9 protein-coding genes and 1 pseudogene are annotated in these 17,313 nt (G+C 44.0%); 3 read left to right on the plus strand and 7 right to left on the minus strand.

The window, feature by feature from the left end:
- Positions 1-437: 437 nt before the first annotated feature.
- Positions 438-1,178 (minus strand): toll/interleukin-1 receptor domain-containing protein, encoded by a 741-nt coding sequence (locus AAW31_RS19100; protein WP_052752244.1) that lies wholly within the window; start codon positions 1,176-1,178, stop codon positions 438-440.
- The gene (locus AAW31_RS19105) at positions 1,175-4,222 is read right to left on the minus strand and encodes a leucine-rich repeat domain-containing protein (protein WP_052752245.1); all 3,048 of its coding nucleotides are present in this window, start codon (positions 4,220-4,222) and stop codon (positions 1,175-1,177) included. The genes AAW31_RS19100 and AAW31_RS19105 overlap by 4 nt, the downstream gene beginning before the upstream one ends.
- 481 nt (positions 4,223-4,703) lie before the next feature.
- On the opposite strand from AAW31_RS19105, the gene AAW31_RS12745 reads away from it, so the two are divergent.
- The 3 genes and pseudogenes from AAW31_RS12745 to AAW31_RS12750 all read left to right on the plus strand — a co-directional run bounded on the left by AAW31_RS12745 (position 4,704) and on the right by AAW31_RS12750 (position 7,544).
- Complete coding sequence (locus AAW31_RS12745) at positions 4,704-4,898, plus strand: hypothetical protein (RefSeq protein WP_046850506.1); 195 nt, start codon at positions 4,704-4,706, stop codon at positions 4,896-4,898.
- Positions 4,899-4,953: 55 nt separating this feature from the next.
- Positions 4,954-5,175, plus strand: a pseudogene (locus AAW31_RS23705) (hypothetical protein); the annotation flags it as partial.
- Positions 5,176-6,005: 830 nt separating this feature from the next.
- The gene (locus AAW31_RS12750) at positions 6,006-7,544 is read left to right on the plus strand and encodes a hypothetical protein (RefSeq protein WP_046850507.1); all 1,539 of its coding nucleotides are present in this window, start codon (positions 6,006-6,008) and stop codon (positions 7,542-7,544) included.
- 130 nt (positions 7,545-7,674) lie between these two features.
- Here AAW31_RS12750 and AAW31_RS12755 read toward each other — a convergent pair whose 3' ends face one another.
- The 5 genes from AAW31_RS12755 to AAW31_RS12775 form a co-directional block, all read right to left on the minus strand.
- Complete coding sequence (locus AAW31_RS12755; RefSeq protein WP_046850508.1) at positions 7,675-8,613, minus strand: bestrophin family protein; 939 nt, start codon at positions 8,611-8,613, stop codon at positions 7,675-7,677.
- Positions 8,614-9,049: 436 nt separating this feature from the next.
- A complete protein-coding gene (locus tag AAW31_RS12760) occupies positions 9,050-11,236 on the minus strand; it encodes a penicillin acylase family protein (RefSeq protein WP_052752247.1) in 2,187 nt (728 codons plus the stop codon).
- Positions 11,237-11,315: 79 nt separating this feature from the next.
- On the minus strand, positions 11,316-12,935 hold the full coding sequence (locus tag AAW31_RS12765; RefSeq protein ID WP_046850509.1) for a fatty acid--CoA ligase: 1,620 nt from the start codon (positions 12,933-12,935) through the stop codon (positions 11,316-11,318).
- Between the two features lie 13 nt (positions 12,936-12,948).
- Complete coding sequence (locus tag AAW31_RS12770; protein ID WP_046850510.1) at positions 12,949-16,089, minus strand: efflux RND transporter permease subunit; 3,141 nt, start codon at positions 16,087-16,089, stop codon at positions 12,949-12,951.
- Positions 16,086-17,285 carry an efflux RND transporter periplasmic adaptor subunit gene (locus AAW31_RS12775; protein WP_046850511.1) on the minus strand — a complete coding sequence of 400 codons (1,200 nt, stop codon included), beginning with the start codon at positions 17,283-17,285 and terminating at the stop codon, positions 16,086-16,088. Before AAW31_RS12775 ends, AAW31_RS12770 begins: the two co-directional genes overlap by 4 nt.
- Positions 17,286-17,313: the final 28 nt, after the last annotated feature.

Consider the following 17,313-nt stretch of genomic DNA (forward strand, 5'->3'; position numbering starts at 1 on the left):
CACCCGAAGGCATCCTGCAGCAAGTTCAACAAGTAGCCAATCAAGCGCAATGGGGGCGCTTCATCTACTCATGGGTGGCACAACTACAAAATGCGATGACATTTCAATTAAGCTTATGAAGAAAGAATGCACCGAACCAGGAAAATATGTCGACTCGAAAGGAAAATGAATCTGTGGTCTACAAACCGCTACGATTTTATTATCAACCCGTTTGTATCATGGTCGGTCAAAAAAGTAGCCGAAGAAGACAAAACAAGAACGGCTAGCGCAAATTAATCAGGGATTCGACGCAAAGCATATGTGCAAGAGCAGAAGCGACCTGCACGGACACGGCAGCGAAGAATCTCCCTTGGAGTTCAAGTTCTGTTAATAGCTGCCCTATCAATAAAAAACTGATCTAGAAATTTATGAATTCTAAATCAGATTGAGAATACAAATTAGTTTACAGAACCATCAAAGCCATATTGAATTAGTTCTTCAAATTTACGCGGCTGAACTTTGTCTACTATTAAAGCTAGAATGTCTCCAACATGGTGTGTAAAATCCTGCATTAATTTGAATTGTCTGAAATCATCTACCCCTAAAATATCAGCACCATTTTTTTCAATCAGTTCTTCCAGATTTTTCTTTTCATTCTTCCAGAATACGGCATATTGCCCTCGGCCCAGCGGCGTGTATATATTTGTACACGGCAAAATATAAGTTCGTATGTGCTGTAAAAATTCATCCTCTTCCTGACGACTATTTCGCCAGATTTCGAATAACTCGAACATACAATAAGGTGATTTTAGATATTTATCGCTCAGAATCACAAATACCTTGTCAGCTTTGCCTATGCGTTTCATAAATTTTAAAATACTTTCACCTAATCCAATATTCTCTTTGTCTCTTATGATTTTGATACTATGGTCCTTTTCAGCCACGTTACAGAGCTGATCAACGGTAGCTTCACGTTCTGTGCCTTCTGGTGATGAGTCCTTCCAAGCATAGGAAATATAATATTCGGATTGTGATGCTGCTTCCTGCACAAACTCCAGTTTTGGCTGTGGTTTTTCCGATGCCTCCATTTCTGATGCACCCGCTTCAAAATAGCGATGCTGTGTTTTAAGCGGATTTGAAAGGCTGTGGACGCCCCATCGTTCTTGATCATCACTTAATATTTTGCACAACTGTGTCAATAAAGTTGCTGCTTGTCCTTTCTGGGTTGGACACGAATCTTACCTTGCCAGTCTTCTATGGTTTCCTGTTCAATAAGCGCACGGCTACCCGTATTTTTTTCATAGAGACAAACGCCATTCTTCCAATACAGCGCATTGAGACCTGCCTTACGACCAATCTTTGAAATGAAACTGCGCAATAAGCCTGGATGGTACAATTCATATTCAAACTCCATTCCTTCCGAGGGAAATCCTGAATCCCATTTTTCTTCTAGCTCAGCGCTGATTTCATCTTTATCTGGCAGCAAATCAGGAGCAATATATTCATCTTCAGAATCTTCTGCTTCGTTGCCTTCGTGATGGATAAAACAAATGCCGCAGGATTGCATCATGCTTAGAAAAAGCATTTGCTCATCTTTGCTATAGTTATTCCACACCAGAATTTCAAGTAAAGAACGCGTAAAACGTCCCCGCAGCTGGCGCAACTGCTTATAACATTTTTTACGATGAAATACAGTATAAATGGCCTCTAATGCCCAGCTTTGATCCAGGATTATGCGATCATCAAATAAGCCTTTACGGTAGAAAATAGTCCCAGTGTTATGCAGATACTCCAGTAAATGTTCGGGTGAGCTAATTTTTCCATTGCTTTCCTCGCAAAGCTCACGGAAATATTCCTGACTTAATGTCCGATACTGACGATTCTCTGGTGGAACTGCCATATCGGCATTCCGTAACTCTTCCAATTGACACTTTACCCGGTAGCGCCCAATACCAATCAAGTTTGTTTCTTGTTGCTCCTGTAACCAAATCAATGCGTCTTGCAAGGCTGCATTCAAAGCTTCGCGTCCACGGTTTTTTAAGCTGCTGTAGTGCAACAGTGGCTTACAAAAACGAAAGGTTTCTAGCAATTCACGAGGTATGCCGGGTAAATATCGTGCTTCATCTTCGGGATGGTCACATTGCGTCTGAACGATCAGCACCGGGTTGTTAGATCCACTTAAGTATTTGATATAGTTCAACCAATAACCCAATGGTTCATCGCGGAAAATCATTCCGTCATAAACATGCTCTTGAGCAGAGCTTTCCTGTTGAATCCAGACCAGCATAAAGATCGCCCTGGTGCGCATGAACAAGGCATGTGTGCCATGGTAAATATCCTGCCCACCAAAGTCCCAAATATTTAGCTGGACAGTCTTGCCATGTTTTCGCAGTGGAAAGGGGGTAGAACTGATCAAAATGCCATGAGTCGAAGGAATCTGATCATCAAACTTTTCTCCACGCAAATTGCGGCAGATCTGTGTCTTACCGATTTGTCCATTGCCCAGTACCATCAACTTAACCTCAGCAACCTCAACTGTACCCTGCTCCAGATCAGCAAAATGACTGCGTAAAAACTCAAGACAATTAGCGGTCTTCCTTTGGGATAGCACTTCAGATGGTATGCCGGGAATTTTTGTTTCAAACAAAACAAGTTCCGTTAGAGTTGCTCTGTTTAATAATTCTTTAGGAAAATATGTCAGTGAACAATTAGAGCAATCCAATTTCTTCAGTGCGCTGAGCCCCGCCAACGGCCGCAAATCGTTGATTGGCGTATCGCCACAATGCAATACCTGCAGTGCGCTGAGTCCCGCCAGCGGCGACAAATCGCTGATTGGTGTACTGCTGCAATCCAATACCTGCAGTGCGCTGAGTCCAGTCAGTGGTGACAGAGTCATGATTGGTGTATTGCTGCAATCCAATACCTGCAGTGCGCTGAGTCCAGTCAGTGGCGACAGATCGCTGATTTGAGTCTGTCTGCAATCCAATTTCTGCAGTGCGCTGAGTCCCGCCAGCGGTGACAGAGTCATGATTGATGTATTGCTGCAATCCAATACCTGCAGTGCGCTGAGTCCAGTCAGTGGTGACAGAGTCATGATTGGTGTATTGCTGCAATCCAATACCTGCAGTGCGCTGAGTCCAGTCAGTGGCGACAGATCGCTGATTTGAGCCTGTCTGCAATCCAATTTCTGCAGTGCGCTGAGTCCCGCCAGCGGTGACAGAGTCATGATTGATGTATTGCTGCAATCCAATACCTGCAGTGCGCTGAGTCCAGTCAGTGGTGACAGAGTCATGATTGGTGTATTGCTGCAATCCAATACCTGCAGTGCGCTGAGTCCAGTCAGTGGCGACAGATCGCTGATTTGAGCCTGTCTGCAATCCAATTTCTGCAGTGCGCTGAGTCCCGCCAGCGGTGACAGAGTCATGATTGGTGTATTGCTGCAATCCAATACCTGCAGTGCGCTGAGTCCAGTCAGTGGCGACAGATCGCTGATTGGTGTACTGCTGCAATCCAATACCTGCAGTGCGCTGAGTCCCGCCAGCGGCGACAGATCACTAATTAGTGTATTGCTGCAATGCAATTTCTGCAGTGCGCTGAGTCCCGCCAGCGGCGACAAATCGCTGATTTGAGTCTCGATGCAATGCAATTCCTGCAGCAGGCTGAGTCCCGCCAGCGACGACAGATCGCTGATTAGTGTATTGCTGCAATTCAATACCTGCAGTGCGCTGAGTCCCGCCAGCGGTGACAGATCGCTGATTGGTGTACTGTAGCAATGCAATTTCTGCAGTGCGCTGAGTCCCGCCAGCGGTGACAGAGTTCTGATTGGTGTATTGCTGCAATACAATTCCTGCAGTGCGCTGAGTCCTGCCAGCGGCGATAGATCGCTGATTTGAGTAATGGAGCAATCCAGTATTTGCAATTTTTTTAACTCATTCAACCATGCTAAACCAGCAAGGTCGGTTTTTCCTAAAAACAATTTGTTAAGTTTAGGCAGTTTACTGAGCTGTCCCAAACCGAATTGGATTTTATTTGAAGAAATATTACTGTTTGCTGACAACCACTCATATTCATCATTAATGTAATAAGATCCCAGGTTTAATGACTGTAAATGCTGTAGTTTATATATTTCCTCTGGTAAAGCTGTCAATCCAAGCTGGCCTAAGTCAAGAAAGCCTGTAAAAGCTTCCGCCTCATGAGCAATTCGTTCCCTAGCGATGTGAAATCCATCAGAGTTCTGTTTCACGATAAGAATGATAAAGTTGTAGATTAACTATGATAATGAATTTCTTTATCAGTACCGCACAAATTATAAAAAGACATGCAGATGAAAATAGTTGTTATGTTAGAGATAATAGTAACTTTAATCATTCACTGAATGCCATTCATATAGCATCTATTACATCGAGGTATGTTAACTTGTAGTGATATGCTGTTTGTGAAAAGGCACGTGTTCTGCTCAGGTTATACTTTTGGTCAAAAGTGTACGGCGTTTTTGGAGAAGTTAACATACCCCGCTTTAATTACGAGTATTACCAGATGAAATTGGATTTTTAATACGGTTTTTTTTAATGCAAATTAGAATAAATAAGCCAATACTTTGTACCAAAAAAGTTATATATATATTTTATTCCGCAAAAAATCAAAAAAGTAGTAAGCTAAGATCGTTTATTTAAATAGTACCTATAATTTTTGCGGAAAAGATTTAATTAATCTTGGAGGTATAAATGAACGAAGAATCTTTTAAAACACAATTTATTTCATCATTCTTAGCTGCATGGTGCGCCAATAAATATGAGGAATGCAGCCGTACAGTCGACCATGAAATATTAAGCCGACCTCCAGTTAAAGAAGCTGAATTTCTAGCAAATGCTGCATGGGATGAGTATGTTGATAAGATTATTAATGTGAATACAGGATGAGCATGTTGATAAGATTATTAACGTGAATACAAACTGAGATAATTATTCAGCTCATCCTGAGTCCCGGATGAGCTTGCCATGTGGTCATAACTTTCAGGCTTCATGTTTGCACCAGCGAGAAAAACTTTCAAAAAACGTTCATAAACTGAATTTCACTTGCCCAATGACTATAGCAACCAACGCTATTGTGTGCCATTACATAAAATCCACAATACTCCATTCAACGAACGGTGGCTGTTTCAATGCATCCCGTATACATTCATTCTTGAAGAAATAAGTATCGATATAAATTACTTATTGTTCATCCATTAACTCCTTCTTGTTTATTCATTCCAGCACAAAATGGACCTGGATTTCCATTAATAATATTTACAAAACATCAACAATACCTAATAAACCATATCCTACTTAAAATTCAAAAGCCTTCATTACCTGCCAGAAACATACAATTGTTCGACTGAATTATTGCCTATATTCTCATTGAATAATATGAACAGTTTAAAATTTTCCACGAGATCTTGATCCAGAGAAAATAAGCTACTATGAAGTAGTGAACAATTCTACAGACGAAGATGAGATGTCAAAGACTACCTATGGAAGAACTCATCATACCAACCGTCCATCATTTGTAGCACTCTCAAGAAATCCTTTTTTACAAGGAACAAATTCCGCATAGCCAGTTCCAACATACAAGGCACTGTTGCATAGCGGGCGTTTTGGATAATTGAGTATTTTTAAGTGATTGAGTTTATTAGTCAGATTTAGACAGAAAAGTCTAAAAACAGTTATGCAGAAGTCTCGTCTCTATAAGCAATGTACTTTCATTTTCAGGGGATTGAGTATGATTTATTCTCCTGAATACTATAAATAGGAATTCTTATGCTTGAGACCTGCAATTACAATAGCTCGTCAGGGATCTCTGCAATTGATTTATTTTTGTTTTCAGGAGATTGCTCATGGTCTATTCTCCTGAATATTGTGAATATTAGAAATTCTTACATCTGAGACTTGCAATTATGATAGCTCGTTCTAGAACAGAGAAGTTTTCTTCATCAGAGCTTTAGTCCAATCTTTAATATAACCCTAGATCTCTCTGAGGAGGTTATTATGAAAAAGTCAAATATTTTTTTTCTTGCTATAACTGGAGTCAGCTTATTCGGTTTTATAGCGAATAATGCTATTGGTAAGAACGATAAAGAAGTGTCTAAGGATTCAGATGATGCAGTCGTACGGGCACAAGAAGCTCGAACAGTTGAAAAAAAAGAAATAGACAAACAAACTGAGACTCACGATAAATCGGATATTTTTAAAGCTTCCAATGCCACTCCTCTTTCAGATGCATTTAAAAATCAACCGGATAATGGAAAAATTTCAGGATTTGATTTTTATCGAGATGCGTTAAATTCTAAAAAACCGTTTGAAACTTTTGAAGAAATAAAGAACAAAGATATCAAAGAACGCCCAACCGTTACAAAAACCCAGCAAGCCCTTCTTCAAAAACGTTATGACTTAACTCCTCGTTTAGATCCTGATGCAACGATGACGCGCGGCAAGCCGCTGGCTGTGGGTCCAACTGCAAGATTACCAGATGGTTTAACCTGGCAAAAGCTTGCAAAAATGTCCAGCGACGAAATACGTAAGAAAAATGTTTTCCCCTATCCTTCTCTTCCGCATCCAAAACAGGCAACCGGTGGACAAGTATTCCCCGCTGTTCAGATTAGCATGTTTCCAAGACTCGAAAGGTTCGATGTGGAATTTGATTTACCGGAAGCCTTTTTGCCAGAATTCCCACCCGCAATATTTCTGCAAAATCGTCCAGAGTTAGGAGATGTTTCCCGCGGAGAAGTTGTTTCAATTAATAATTTTTATGAGCTTTTCAAAGATATTTTGACCCCTGTACAATTAAATGGCCTACAAATGCTCCTTACGCCATTACCACAGGAAGAATTTAACCCAACGGATGATCGTAAAACTGAACAACCCAGTCTCGGAGTAACTTGTTTCGATTGTCACGTAAATGGCCATACGACAGGTCAATTTCATCTGAGCCCAGATATCCGACCACAAGAAAGAAGATTCCGCCTTGACACCACAAGTTTAAGGGGAATGTTCAATCAACAGATTCATGGCTCAAAACGAAGCTTGCGATCCGTTGAAGATTTTACTGAATTTGAATTCCGCACAGCTTATTTTAATGGCGATCCTATTCACGCGATGAAAAAAGGATTCCCAGTACTGGATAGAATTCACGTAAGTCATATGGCCCAGTTTCAAAATATGCTGGATTTCCCGCCAGCACCGAAATTAGACAGATTTGGTCATCTCGATAAGGACAAAGCTACGGAACAGGAACTACGCGGTGAAAAGGTTTTTTTTGGTAAAGGCCAATGTTCCACTTGCCATCAACCTCCTGCGTTTCTCGACCATCAAATGCATGATCTAAAGCTTGAACGATTTTTGAATGAACCAGGAGATGGGCCGATCAAAACGTTTACACTTCGCGGTATCAAGGACAGTCCCCCTTATTTACATGATGGGCGTCTATTAACCCTGGAAGATACTGTCGAGTTTTTTAACCTGGTTTTACAACTTCAATTGACGGACGAAGAGAAATCTGATCTTGTGGCATACATGAGGCAATTATAATTTCTCAAGGTCTGTTGGCAATTTGAGATAAGTATTTTAATAAGGTGCAAACTCATCATATTGAGGTTCCTAACCTATAATGAAACGAGTTTGCACTGTCTCCACTGATAATTTGATCATTTTTTACAACTTATCTCAAAATATCACCTTCAGGCTTCAGTGCTTCAGGACGATTGCAGTCATTCATCAATTCAAGCAGGTTGATTTCAATATTCCGTGAGATTGCAGCTAACGGCAGATCGTTCGGATGCAGGCCAAACGGATCTTCAAGCTCATCGCCAATAGCATCGAGTTCAAAGAATGCATACGAAATCATCAGTACCACGAGCGGTGTCAGGATGCCCGTTGTCTCAACTAATCCAAACGGTAAGAGAAAGCAGTAAGAAGCCACAATGCGGTGAATCAATACCCTATAACTAAATGGAATTGGGGTATTTTTAATACGTTCGCAAGCACCGAGTATATTGGATAATTCGTTGAGCTGCACGTCCATAAAGGGGTAACTGAATTCGTTTAGCCAGCGCCGATTGCGTGCGAATGCAAGATCACGACCCAGTTGCTGCAGAATGGCAAGTGGCCGATGTGCGGATTGAATAACCGTGTTTAAATCTTCCGAGGGTAAAAATTTTTTAATTTCTCCTGTCGGATCTTCATTACGCAAATGACAGCGTAGCGCATGTGCAAACGCAATGACACGTTTGACGAAAGCTTCTCGTAAATGTTGCAATTCTACCCTATCCTGGACAGAATCCAGCATAAAGCAAGCTTGGCGCGTCAAGCTACGCGAGGTATTAACTAAGCCCCCCCAAAGCTTGCGACCTTCCCAGAATTTATCGTATGAGGCGTTATTGCGGAAAGCCAAGAAAATGCCCATGATCACCCCGAGCAGCAAAAATGGTGTGGTAGTAAGCGTATAGGCTTGAATATTATAGTACAGTTCTATATAGGTAACAATCATCGAGGTAACCGTTACTGTAAGAATGCGGGGCCACGTTATCATAAAGCTGCTGCCTCGAAAGTGAAATAGCAACCGTACCCACGAAACTTTATCTTTATCTTTAACTATCACGTTAGTAACAGTCTCTTATTGAATTCAATTCGTCCATTTCAGTTAACAAACCACTGATTTCGAAATACTATCCCCAAAAAAGCTACGATAAGTTCATATCATAATCATAAGCCCATACTGTTTATTAAATGAGAATACCTGCCAGCCAAAGCAAATAAAGATGAAGTATGATAAAAGACAGTCCGAGATAATTGACGGGAGAGTTTATGACATACGAACAGCTTGCCTTTGAGAGGAGAATTATATCGAAAACAGATAGTACGCAAAATCCTATATATACGATATAAAGCCCTCTTGATCCATTATTAACCAAGTAGCTTATTCAGAACACAGGCTCTTCGCTACCGCTATAATTTAACTAGGAAATGAACTTAACTATAGCATCAGTGCACAGTAGCCCGGTTAAGGTAGCGCTAGCTGAATCTGAGTAGTTTTACTATTGACGTCGCAAGATTTCGCGCATCGCTAGATTCGCCTCGATCTCGTCCAACATACGCCAGGCGGGGCGAAGTTGCTGTTTAGCAGCTAGCGGTAATTGACTCCCTATCTCGGAAATAGGGTGCTGACTGGCATTGCCATAAGTTGTGAGCACTTGAGCGCGCACAGGCTGTGAGAATTCAACCAGAGCGATATAAGTATCTCCGGAGAATGATTTATATTTGCCATCTTCATCTGGTTCATAAACAATTTCACGAAAGACACCTAATGCAGTGCCGGCACCGTTACCGGGCAAATCAGTCTTGCCACGGCGCAAACGGGCAATCTCGCCCCACGCCACATCGAGTGTGCCTTTAGTTGCCTGCAATTCACTCGCAGCATCCTGCAAGGCCAGTAGCGCCAGCGGTATATCCGCCAAACCATAAGGAGTGGTCAATGGTTGAGTTGCATCAAAAGGTTGAGTATAGAAAAGACTGCCGACAAGCTGATCCGGGGTAAAACTGTAATTGGGATCAGCTACAGTGGCTTTAGCAATCGTTCTTTCCAGCCATTTCTCAAACCACATGCCGAAAAGCCATGCTCCTCGACTTTCCGCCAGATACTGACGATCCCAGTGACCCAATATATCGGCTGCCTGCAATAACAATTGGCTATTGCTCTCGCGCGCAGCGGTGATCAGGTCATCGAGCAATTGATCAGCTACCAGTGCATGTGTTGAATGCTTGGCCGCGATCAATTCTTCGTAACTCATCTGTTGGTATGCATTCAGCATCTTCAATCCACGTAGTTCACGATTATTAGTAACATCAGCTGCGATGTTAGGGGAGTAAAGGCTTTTGTCAAGGAAAGGCATCGTCATATACCACGGTGCGCCGTTGGAATTTTGCACCCAGCCACTGATGGGATCAATCGCTTTGGGCAGATCCGCATAGGAATGCGTCCTACTCCAAATCAGATTAGAATCATTTCCGGGGACAGGCGCTCGCCAGAATGCTGCATCGCCTGTAGTTCGCACAGGAATAATACCATTGTAGACAAGCATAATATGTTTGTCCGCATCTGCATAAACCACATTGAATAAGGGTAGATGCTGACCTTGCAGCACATCCTGGAATTCTTCCAGGTTACGCGCATGCCCCATCTCCCACCATTGTCGGTTCATGCCAGCCAGTAATGGTGTTTCCAATAACGCAAAGCGCACCGCCAGTATCTGGTCATCCACCTCGATTACTGGCCCCTGCTTGGCCCGACGGATGAGTAAAACCTCGTTCGTCATGCTACCATCCTGTTCGCGGCTTTGAATAATTTCGCGAGTAACAGTGAAGGACTGTGTTATCCCATCGAGCAAATATCCGTCATCCAGCTCAGCCCCTGCCCGCTTTAGTTGGTAGAGATCGCAACCATCCATGGTGTTGACAGTGTGCGTCCAGCCGAGGTAATCGTTAAAAGCAATCTGTAGAACCGGAGAGCCCACCAGCGCTGTGCCATAAAGATTCACATCCGCCAGCAGGAAGTGTGACTCATAGAATGTCTCCAGCCCGCGCCAGTCCAGATGCGGATTTGTCAGTAACATGGCATTACCGCTGGCTGAATAGGAAGAACCCAGTGCCCAGCCATTCGAGGCAGCTGGCTGATCAGAAAAATCGAAACCAGGTATTACTGCACCGCATTCGGAAGTACCGGCAATAAAAACGGTCATCACACGCGTAGTGTGTGCAATCACATCCTGCGGTGTCACTGGCAATACCGCTCTGACTGTGTCAGAAATAGTCTGCGGATACTGTTGAGCAAAATCATTGATACCGGCGGCAAATGCATCCAGATTGGCACGAAAGGCAACATCTTGTTCCCTATACCATTTTTCAGCTAGACCTGGAATACCCAATATCCGGACAGACCGGTCCGCGGGCAAATAATCTTCACCAAAAATTTCTGCACCACGACCACGTGCGACGGCGTAGAGCTTAAGTAGCAAATCTGCATGGCTTCGCATCTGTGCCCAGCCAAATGCATAGAAGGCATCGTTATCATTATGTGCAACGATATGCGGCACACCCCAGCTATCCCACAAAATCTCCGGACTGCTATGGATTCGTGTAGGAGGCTGAACGGGTTGGCAAGCACTCAACAATAGCGCTGCCCATAATATGTGCCACAATGCACGCAGCGCGGATTGAATCTTCATTTTAGTTTTCTCAATGGGAGCTGATTATCTAATGAAATCAAAATATATTTGTTGATGAGGATCTGGAAATACAGGCTATTTAAGGCACAGTAGCATGCTCAGCACGCAAAGCTTTTTTATCTATTTTGCCGACACTGGTTTTGGCTATGACTTCAACTAATTTAAATTGCGTGAGTAGCGCGTGTTTTGAAATCGATCCACACTCAATTAGTGAGCGCATTTGATCATGAATAACCGACTCTCTAAACAAAGCTTTATCCACGACCAGCAATGCCATCGGACGCTCACCCCAGCGCTTATCCGGTACGCCGATCACGGCAACTTCCTTGACGCCTGCAACCAAGGTCAAGGCGTTTTCCAATTCCAGTGATGACACCCATTCACCGGCAACTTTAATGACGTCTTTCAGACGGTCAGTAATGTACAAATAACCATCCTGATCAATGGTGCCGATATCCTGCGTATGTAAATAACCACCTTGCCAAAGCACTGTGCTGGCTTCAGGATTATTTAGATAACCCTGCGTCAGCCAAGGTGCACGTACGATGATTTCACCGCTGCCTTGTCCATCATGAACCTGCGGATGCATCGTGTCATCGACGATCCGTAAATCCACCAGCGGTATTGCACGCCCGGCGCAGCATAATGTAGACAGCGCGTCATCCGTAACCGACTCTCGTACACTGTCAAGGGTATTTAATTGTGCCAATGTCAAAATAGGAGCAGTTTCTGATAAACCATAGCCGGAAAAACAATCGACCCCCATTTCCAGTGCTAGTTTAGCTAGCGCTTGCGGCAATGCGGATCCGCCAACGACCACTTTCCAACCACAAAGATCCACACCGGATGATTGCGCTGCAGTCAATATCATTCTTAATAAAGTAGGAACACAATGCGAGAAAGTAACTCGCTCTTCACGAATCAGTTTCAGCAGCATGTCAGGTGTATAACGTCCCGGATAAACCTGTTTCACACCTAGCAGCGTAGCGATATAAGGAATGCCCCATGCATGCACATGAAACATCGGAGTAACCGGCATATATACATCTTCGTTATGGAGGCGTTGTCGTGCAGCCGGTGCAGCTAACGCCATACCAGCTGCCAGCGTGTGCAGCACCAGTTGCCTATGTGTATAGTAAACACCTTTGGGCGCGCCGGTCGTACCGGTGGTATAGAAAACCGTCGCCCGCATATTCTCATCAAAATCCGCAAAGCAGAAATCATCGGCCCGGTCAGCTAGCCAGTTTTCGTATTCATCATCAAATTGCAAAGAGGTTTGTGGCACTGTCGCTCCCTCCGTCATAACGATAATTTTTTTTATGTTAGATAAATTTGTACGGATATTTTCGATAACCGGTATGAAATCAGCATGTAGCAACAATATAGCGGCACCCGAATGATTCAGGGTATAAGCAATCTGTGCCGGTGTCAGCTTGGTGTTGACCGTCATCATAACCGCGCCATACATCGGTATCGCGAAATAGCATTCAAGATAACGGTGACTATCATGATCCATGACCGCGATCACCTCTCCCCGGCGGACACAAGAAGCTCTCAATGCAGCGCCAAATTGACCAATCCGCGTATATACATCGCGATAACTCAGGCGCAGTTGATCACGGTAGACGATTTCCTGATTGACGGCATTTACCAATGGCGTATGCCAGAGCTGTTTCAATAGTAATGGTGACGATGTCATTTTTTCTAAGATTTCAACTTGAGAGTCCACGTATCTGTTTATGAATTTTCTTCTGGCCGGATACTTTCTTTAAGACAACACAACTAACGGGCACCAGCAATAAAGTAACAAATGCTGAGAAAATTTGACCAAATGCAAGCGAAATGACCATTGGCATCAGTTTCTCCGCATCGGAGCTTTGCTCGCTCATGAGAGGCAGCAATCCCATCACAGTCGTTACTGTGGTAAGAAATATCGCACGGAAGCGTGATTTACCCGCCAAAATTACTGCTTTATAAATCGGTATGTTTTTCTGGAGAATTTCATTGATTTTCGCAATCAATATCAGGCTATCGTTGATGGCAACCCCTCCTACGGCAAATAAAGCGACATAAGATTCCAACGATAGAGGAATTTTCAATAACAGATGACCTGCTACTGAGCCGATAAAACCAAAAGGAATGGCTAGCATAATGATGAGCGGTTGCGCATAAGAACGCAGGGGTATTGCCAACAGCGCGTAAATTCCCAGTAATGCCAGCGCTCCATAACTCCATAGATCCGACATTGCTTTTTCTTGTTTTTGCCGAGTTTGACCTGGTTCAATTCTTAGTCCGGGATATTGCGCTTCCAGTTCGGGAATCACATTTGCACGCAAATCGGCAAGAATAGCTTCAACGTGGGCCTCTCCTTTAAAGATATCAGCACTGATTAATTGAATTCGTTCCCGGCTTTGCCGGGTAATGCTCGCAAAACCGGCAGTATATTCAGCTTCTGCTACTGTGGTGAACGGAACAGTATTGCCATTGGTCAAGCTGATTGGCATGCGGTATAAATCATCCAGAGAACGGCGATGCTCGGCAGGAAAGCGTAGCATCACCCTCACTTCATCCCGATCCAGAAAAAAGCGCTGTACTTCCAGCCCAAAAAATCCATGGCGAACTTGCTCACCTAGACTCTGCATTGTTAATCCATAAAATGCTGCTTCTGGTTTAAGCTTGAGGCGCAACTCGGATTTACCTGTTTGCATAGAACTTGTTACGCTGTGCACGCCAGCATAAGAAGAAAGTTTGGTTTTAAGAATTTCACCGACTGTGCTTTGTAGCGCAGCATCTGAGGCAACCAATTTCAATTCAATCGCTTTTGCAGAATGCGTCGTTGGCATGCCAAGATCTTTGGGCCAGAAAGTCTGGAAAGACAGCGTCGCACCGGAAGGAAGCTCACCGAATCGCTCCTGCCATTGTTTCTTCATGCTATCCATCCGGGAACGAATACGCTCATCAATCGCTATTTCGATATCAACAAATCCGGTATTGTCGTCGCTGACAGCAATAATATGCTGAAAACTGTCTTTTAATTTAGTCGATTCGTCGATTCCAAACTCTGTGTTTAACTCAGAGCGCATCTCACTGGCAATGCGCTCCAGCCGCATTATTTGATAATCAACTTCCTCAAATGGGGTGCCCGGCGGAAGTTGGAGAATGGCAAACAAATAATAGTCATTGACAGGTGCTTCCATCACGCTTTGAATACGTCCGGAAAAAACGAGTGCAGCAGTAATCAGTAATATAATGGCAAACACGGATAGCGTGATATAACGAAGCCGTACCAGTCCTTTCAGTAGTGGCGCATAGACATCATCAATAAACCATTGCAATCCTCTATCCACTCGATCTTGCACAGAACTCATAGCAGCGGACCAGATATTACGATCTGTTTTTGAAGGGAAGCTGGCTGCCAAGTGCGAAGGCAAGATCAAAAGTGCTTCCAACATGGAAAATGCCAAAGTTACAATAACCACCAGACATATGTTGTACATCAGATAGCCGCTGAGCCCCGGCAACAAAAGGCCGGGAACAAAAGCAATCATCGTGGACAACACCATCAACACCACTAGGGGTGCCACCTCGAGTGTGCCACTGATTGCACCCGCTAAACCGGGACGTCCCCGCTGCTGATGCGTGTAAATATTCTCACCTACAATAATAGCATCATCCGCTAAGACACCCAGGATAAGAATCAGAGCGGCAATCGAATAAGTATTTAAAGAAATTCCCAGCATCGGCATCAGCCAAAGTGCTCCTAGCAATGAGATCAAAATACCACTGCTTACCCATAACGCCAGATAAAACCGCATGGTAAACATCAATATCAGAAAAACCAGAATAAAACCTGATACTGCGTTTTCCCATAACATGGACATATTATGTTTGTAATATTTTGACCAGTCATCCCACGTTGAAATGCCAATGCCATCAGGCAAGTCAGGGCGGAATGCTTCAATGATTTCATTGACCGCTTCGACAGTTGTCGCAATCCGGTCTTTTGACATTACGAAGAGCTGCGCAGCCGGCTTGCCATCGATTCTTGCCAAAAAATCTTTTTCACTCACTATTTCGCGAATCTGCGCAATATCACCAAGCAGCAAGTGCGCACCATGCGGTTCAGATCGTAGCTTGATCGCAGCATAATCAGCCAAAGACATGGCCTGATTCTTACTTCGCAATAGCAGTTTGCTATCGGATTGCTTAAGCTCTCCTGCCGGTATGTTATTAGATGCAGCCCGAATAGCCTCGGCAATTTCCTCAAAAGTCAGCGCATAGCGGCGTAAATTAGATTCTGTGATTTCAATCGATATTTCATAAGGAGGTTTCGGCCAAGGTGTCAATAATCCGATATCCGGGTGTTTGCTTAGCATGGCTTGCAATCGATCGCGTTGACGCATTAGGGCTAGCATACCAACCTCACCATGCACCATTATAGTTACTGCAGTTGTGCCGATTTTCATTTCCTGAATTTTCAGCTTCTCAGCTTCTTTTGGAAAAGACGTAATGCGATCCATCCTAGCCTGCACGGCAGACTGGAAACGTGTCGTTTCAATCGAGGGATCAAACTCAACGATAATTTCGCATTCTGCCTGGTTAGCAACGGTATTGATATGCCGAACGCCTTCCAAATCATGGATAGCTTCCTCAATAGGAATGCATAGCGCTTGCTCCACTTCTGCAGGTCCTGCGCCAGGATAGCCCATCTCGATTTTCAGTTGATTCTGTGGTGCAGGGGGAACAGTATAGCGCTTGGACACGGTTAGCCCCATCAATCCGCCTGCGACAATAATCAGCATGAGCAAATTGGCAGCAATAGGGTTCCTGGCAAACCAGATGATCAGTTTCATGGAACAATCTCAGTAGGGATGACTTCTATTCCCTCAACCGGATGATGCAGGCCGGACACAAGCACATATTCTCCTTCCTGTAATCCCGTTTTAATGATCACTTGTTCTCGTTCTCTACTGAGTACTTCCACTGTGCGGAAACGTAACTGCTGTTTCTGATCAACGATAACTACCCGATTATTATTGCGTAATGCACTGGCAGGTAAAATAACAAAATCTTCAAACCAGCGCCCTTCAATGGTGGCTTCTACGTACAAGCCTACCGGTAAACTAGTAGTAAACGATTTCGTGCTTTCTGTGCCAGACGAGTTAATTTTTTTTGCGCCAAGACCGAATGGATCCGGGATTTGTGCAACCAGCACTACCATGCCGGTATCTTGCTCAACCACGCCTTCGCTTCGCACAATATGGCCTAGCCAGGTTTGTTGCTGCCCCTGGTAGTTTGCTGTGAACCTTACTGGTGCACCCTGCCTGGATTCATTACGAGTGGGGGAGTCTGAGAAATCGATGAAAGCAAGTTCATGTGTGCTTAATGGCAAGCGCACTTCGGCCAGATCACTGCTGTAAATTCTTCCCAATACCGCACCGCTACTCAGATACTGACCCATCCCTACTTCCTTATTACGTACCCGACCATTAAAAGGAGCGCGTATATCTGTGCGTTGACGTAATAACCTGGCATTCTTCAGCTCTTCTCGCTCTGCTGCCAGCTTAGCTTTCTTTTCCTTAAGCTGCGGAATCCTCAGATTTAACGAATTAGGCTTTCCCTGTCCGAGATGTTGCCATTCATCACGTGCCTGTTCCGCTTCTGCTTCTTCTCGTGTCAGCTGATACTGGGCTTCCATTACCCTGGCTTGTGCTTGCGCTACCCGCAAATCATATTCTGCTGGATCGATTGAAATCAGCAAATCCCCTTTCTTGAAGAATCCACCGCTGACAAATTCAGGTGATATTTTGATGATATTGCCTGAGACACCAGTCACCAGGTCTATTTCTGTTTGCGCCATGACACGCCCTCGCGACCGGACATCCATACGCAGCCGCTGAGGCTTTACTTTGATGACCTGAACGGATAGCGGTGTAACAATATCCTCCTGCTGCTCGGTTTGCGGCGGTGAAGTAACAATGGCAAAGGCAGCCAGTCCCCCCCCAATCGCAATCAGTAGCGCGATGAGTAATTGCTGGCGTGTTTTCATGGAGTAGTAACGATTAAATACCGGTTTC

It is taken from the genome of Nitrosomonas communis, assembly GCF_001007935.1.
In the GTDB taxonomy this organism is placed as follows: domain Bacteria; phylum Pseudomonadota; class Gammaproteobacteria; order Burkholderiales; family Nitrosomonadaceae; genus Nitrosomonas; species Nitrosomonas communis.

Bases quoted from the DNA above. Each gene is read 5' to 3' on its own strand.
- AAW31_RS12750 (WP_046850507.1), top strand. From the start codon at position 6,006: ATGAAAAAGTCAAATATTTTTTTTCTTGCTATAACTGGAGTCAGCTTA.
- AAW31_RS12775 (WP_046850511.1), bottom strand. From the start codon at position 17,285: ATGAAAACACGCCAGCAATTACTCATCGCGCTACTGATTGCGATTGGG.
- AAW31_RS12765 (WP_046850509.1), bottom strand. From the start codon at position 12,935: ATGACATCGTCACCATTACTATTGAAACAGCTCTGGCATACGCCATTG.
- AAW31_RS12745 (WP_046850506.1), top strand. From the start codon at position 4,704: ATGAACGAAGAATCTTTTAAAACACAATTTATTTCATCATTCTTAGCT.
- AAW31_RS12770 (WP_046850510.1), bottom strand. From the start codon at position 16,089: ATGAAACTGATCATCTGGTTTGCCAGGAACCCTATTGCTGCCAATTTG.
- AAW31_RS12760 (WP_052752247.1), bottom strand. From the start codon at position 11,236: ATGAAGATTCAATCCGCGCTGCGTGCATTGTGGCACATATTATGGGCA.